Source organism: Segatella salivae DSM 15606, assembly GCF_000185845.1.
Classification (GTDB): Bacteria; Bacteroidota; Bacteroidia; order Bacteroidales; family Bacteroidaceae; genus Prevotella; species Prevotella salivae.
Window position 1 is genome coordinate 2,615,377 of record NZ_GL629647.1, and the last position, 4,667, is coordinate 2,620,043.

Here is a 4,667-nt window from a genome sequence, read left to right on the forward strand (position 1 = left end):
CCACATTATTCTAAAGTAATCTGTTTCATTATTATCTTTAGGCCCAATCAAAAGATTGAGCCTAAAGAGGCGTTGTACTAAACCAAACGGAAGAGTGGTATGATACTTAACCCGAGTTCAGGTTAATACAATATTCATCCCAAAAGATAACTTGCTGCTATATGCTCCTGTGATTGGCAACGTCGTTGAGCTTAAAGGCTACCTTTATGAGGACGAGGTTCCAGACAGTGTCTTTAAGAAAGGCAGAATTACTTACTCATTAGAGAAGAGTATTTTTTATGTCAACCAGTTCATCTTCCACGACAGCAAGGCAGCACTCACTTGGCTTATGAATAATGACAGGGATTTCCTTCATGAGTTATTCCTGAAATACGGCTATGACAAGTCTGATATTATTAACAAGATGATGATAGATGAAGTGAAAGAGGAAGGAGAACTCCCTATAGGGAAAGATTACAAGCAACTCTTTGTTTCAAAAGCTGCGGATGGGCGACTTCTCATTCATCAAGGACTGCTGCAGTATATGTTGAAACATGCTGACAGAAAGAATCTGTATTACTGTATGTTGGATCAATATTTATCATATCTGTTAGATTTAGAAAATGAACCAGAGGTTGATGGTCTCACGAAGAAAGAAAAATATAAAGCCGGTGCATACATCGGATATTATTATGGTCTGATGTATGAGAAATGTATAGGGACACCTTGTGATATTCAAGCTTTTGGATATAGACTGTACTATCAGAAAGACTTTATTTCATACATCAAGAAGAATAATTACTTCCACCTAAAGGACTTCGATAAGATAATACAAATTCAATATGACCGGTATCAGGAAGGAGTTGAGATAGAAAGTCATCGTATGTATGGTGAGTAGCATAATATTATGCTATCTTTTGACGTTATGAAGACATCGTATATGTATCAACATTCTATATTGCCGGAAGGGGGGCATTGAATGTTCAGAATCGTAGCTAATTCATCCTGTAAACAGCTGTTCATAGCATAGATAAATGTCAAGATATGAAAAGGAAGGTAGTACTGATACTAATTGCCTTGTTGTTTTTCATAGTGCACTCTGAAGCACAGAGAAAGACAGGGCGTCCTTTGCCAAAGATGCATAAAGGAGCTACAGGCTCCTTGGTGCAGCCTGTCAGCGACAAGACAGCGGCAGAATGGAATGCTATCCATCGCACGTATGCCGCAAAGAATTACCAACTGAAAGACAGTTGGGAACTTGTGTCCTACCATGATTATTCCGTCACGGGAAACGAGAATGGCTTGGAGGAACTTCAGAACATGAAGATACGGATAATTGGCGACTCTATCCTTTATCTGAATGGAAAGAAAATCAAGGTTAGCCGTTCTGACAGCGATTCGTCTATGTACGAACGGGATGCACCTTACTACGCCTATATGAAGGACTACTTTGCTCTTCGTGGCATCAATGTATCCAAGTCGGTTCCTGTTCTGATTGTAGAGTCTTCAGCAAACGAGATATACAGCGATATGCTGGAGTATATTTACACTGGTGACTACCTTGTGCTGTATCATAATAACATTGCTGGTGTTTTCAAACACGTAAGAAGATCCGGGCAGGGACTGCCTTCCCTTGATGCAAAGCTGGAATACACGCAAGCTGACATGTATAAGGATGTAAAAAAGGAGATGAGCAGCAAGCGTGCCCACGAATATAATATTCGTCCCTATAAAGGAGAGCTGAAATCATATTGGGGGGATAGAGTATCCCTGGCAAACAGCAGTGGAGGCTTCTATTTCGTGAAACTACCTAACTATAAGTCCTTCCCCATCTTTGTTGCCTATAACATCAACGATGACGATGAGTTCATTATATATACCTACAAGAATGGAATGATAGACGAAGAGAACAGTATCAACCTAGCTGCCTTCAGCTCATATAGCGACTTAAAGGAAGACTTCGCTATCTTTACGGATGGTACAATCTATGTGCGAACTGTAGAGGGTAAGAAAACCTCCATAGATGTTTATCGTATCAATGATGATGGTGACTTCTATAGATTGGAGTAAAACGGAGGATTGTATAAAGACGACCTTATGTATCTTCGGAGTAACTTAAACCCAAATCTCTAATATTGGCTTTTAACAAAAAGATTGATTAAATTTGCACTTGGTACTTGAATCTACCAACACAGACAATAGTCTGAAAAATCATGACATAATTTCGGAAAAAGACCTAAAATAAAGTGGGAAAAAAGATAGAAAAAAGAGAGTCTGCAACCAACAGGAAATCAACCCGTTATGGAGTCGTAAAAGGAAAGGTGCTTAATTGGACTCTAAAAGGGCGTTAATAAGACCTCAAAAGGGCATCTATTGCAAGTCAATTGGGCGTCTTTTCAAAGCCAGAAGACCATGTATTGGTTTTGAATTGTATGAAAATAGTTTACAAATGTTGAGTGATATGGGAATAAGTTGTTTGTAGAAGACGGAAGGACATGGTAAATATTGCCTTTTCTGCATTCTTATCTTGTGCTTTATCCCTTTATGTGAGACCGTCCGATTTTGGACAGTCATACCTTACAAGTGTATAAGCCTTTGTTCTTTTTCCAATCTACGTATTTAACGGGAGAGCCACAATGAGAACTATTTTTATATTATACTCTCTTTATAAATGTGTTCTCTACATTCTTATTCAGTAAAGGTTCCAGATGAAAAAAGAGAGGCTTGGTATTGTTTCCAGCCTCTCTTTTACTTACATTATTGTGGGAACCTATTCAAATGCCTGTACCTGCATGCCTACATGACGTTCATAGTAATTACGTACATAGACATTATTTAATCGCGTATCTATCCCAAAGCGAAGACAGTTGGCTGATATGACTTTACCATAAGGTGCACTTCTGGGACCATCGTTAACTGGATTTGGTGTACTTGCCCAGTAATAGCCTTTTTCTCCTAAACCGGTTAATTTCCCATCACTATATTGTCCAAGTGCTGGAAGATAGAAATAATCACTTCTTACTGATAATTCTGGTTTGCCAGAGATTGCTACAGTAAATTTAATATCTTTACCTGAAATCCACGTATTTGTACCTGAATAGTTTTCCTCAGAACTAAATTGTGAAATTTTGCTCTGTTTCTTTAGCCAGATGCCTCCTACATAAAGATGGTTTGCAAATACCCATAAAGTTTTGTTATCCAACTGTGGAGATCCTGCCCCAATATACCATGTAAGTGCTTCGAAGGTCGGCTCATCCTTGCATGAGTTTATAGCCTTTGTCTGGACCTTATCCGTGAATGCAGTATTGTACCATCTTGTGTCCGCTGATGATGTTGCATAGTTTGTATTTACAGCGTTATTGAGTAAAGGCTGACTGCTCTCATACCCATTCCAATAATTGCTCTTTGCATCCCACATGTAATAATTGGTCTTGCGAGAAGTATATGTCGCCATGCCAAGGTCAGTCTTGATTACCTGATTCTTTCCAGCAGTACAATTTATATCACTATATGTATATGAAATAGTGCTATTTGTACCAGTTACGGAATCATATAGAGTATAAGTAACCTTAAAGGTTGAGTAAGTTCCTGGAGCTACAACCATTATGGCTGCATTCTTAGATGCTGTAGCGGTAGTAGGAATAGGGAAACCAGTTTTTGAACTTGTTCCGTTCAAAGTCAAGGTTACGCTGTCAGAAGAACTATTTGCAGCTCCTAAACCGCTGTCGCTAAAATTGAACGTTCCAGCAAGCTTTTTACCATTAGCCGCTTCAACTTTGATTTTTGTTACTACAGCAGAAGCATCCAACGGCTCTTTTGAGTAGTATGGCATAAATGTTATGTACGAAGCCTTATGACTGAGAGTAAACTTATAGGATCCATCTGTTTGGCGTGTTGCAGTACCGACACCGCAGTCTCCAACAGTTCCTAACTGAGTTGCATTGTTGGCTTCGTCCTGATTCTGACTTGTTGCTATTGTAACAGTGTTACCTGAAGTGCTTGCGTTCCCTGTGTATCTAACAGGATAGCTCGCTGCCGTATAAGTTCCATCGAAATAGAACTTTGCAGAAGTTGTTGTTGATGTAATATTGTTGGAACTACTTGCTGTTAGTGTAGGAGATGTTGTAGAGCCACTTTTTACCCAAATATTGTCGTTTGGAGTCCAGTAGAAATCTACCCCTGAATTATAAACGCCTGAGGTACGTGTCTTAGCCTCCGAAGTAATAGAGAAAGAAGTCTTACCTGTTAAATCCTTATCCTTAGCACTATTGCTATAATCCGCGTCACTTACATTGTCATTAGAACAAGCCGTCAGCCCCATAAGCAAGCATGTAGCAAACAAACTTGTGAACTTGTTAATCTTCATAATTCTTATTGATAATTATTTTGGGTTAATCTGGTTCAACATCAAACCTGTTAGTGTTGTCATCATCTGCCTTTTTGTGATCAGACTCAAAGGGTGAGTTTGTCCCCATGATTGGTTCTGCCGATACAGGAATAACTGAAAGCTCGGGGCAACAGTATTCCTTTTTTACATAATTTTTTCTTTGCATATCTGTTTTTTTTATATGATTATATCCTCTCTAATCTACATGCGGCATCTCTGTAAATCACATTATTTATTGATAGATGTCATCGAATTAGTAGGGCAAAAGTATTTATACTTTTTAGATAAACAAGTTTACCCC

4 protein-coding genes are annotated in these 4,667 nt (G+C 38.7%); 2 read left to right on the forward strand and 2 right to left on the reverse strand.

Annotated elements, in window-relative coordinates:
- Nucleotides 1–151 precede the first annotated feature (151 nt).
- Nucleotides 152–877: a hypothetical protein gene (locus tag HMPREF9420_RS10345; protein WP_007135616.1), complete on the forward strand. Its 726-nt coding sequence runs from the start codon at nucleotides 152–154 to the stop codon at nucleotides 875–877.
- Between the two features lie 146 nt (nucleotides 878–1,023).
- Complete coding sequence (locus tag HMPREF9420_RS10350; RefSeq protein ID WP_007135617.1) at nucleotides 1,024–2,049, forward strand: hypothetical protein; 1,026 nt, start codon at nucleotides 1,024–1,026, stop codon at nucleotides 2,047–2,049.
- A gap of 700 nt (nucleotides 2,050–2,749) precedes the next feature.
- On the opposite strand, the gene HMPREF9420_RS10355 is transcribed toward HMPREF9420_RS10350, so the two are convergent.
- Both HMPREF9420_RS10355 and HMPREF9420_RS14275 read right to left on the reverse strand, forming a co-directional pair.
- The gene (locus HMPREF9420_RS10355) at nucleotides 2,750–4,345 is read right to left on the reverse strand and encodes a fimbrillin family protein (protein WP_007135619.1); all 1,596 of its coding nucleotides are present in this window, start codon (nucleotides 4,343–4,345) and stop codon (nucleotides 2,750–2,752) included.
- A 25-nt stretch (nucleotides 4,346–4,370) separates the two neighbouring features.
- Nucleotides 4,371–4,532 (reverse strand): hypothetical protein, encoded by a 162-nt coding sequence (locus tag HMPREF9420_RS14275; RefSeq protein ID WP_007135620.1) that lies wholly within the window; start codon nucleotides 4,530–4,532, stop codon nucleotides 4,371–4,373.
- Nucleotides 4,533–4,667: the final 135 nt, after the last annotated feature.

Excerpts from the sequence above, each read along its gene's own strand:
- HMPREF9420_RS10350 (WP_007135617.1), top strand. The coding sequence starts at position 1,024 with ATGAAAAGGAAGGTAGTACTGATACTAATTGCCTTGTTGTTTTTCATA.
- HMPREF9420_RS10355 (WP_007135619.1), bottom strand. The coding sequence starts at position 4,345 with ATGAAGATTAACAAGTTCACAAGTTTGTTTGCTACATGCTTGCTTATG.
- HMPREF9420_RS14275 (WP_007135620.1), bottom strand. The coding sequence starts at position 4,532 with ATGCAAAGAAAAAATTATGTAAAAAAGGAATACTGTTGCCCCGAGCTT.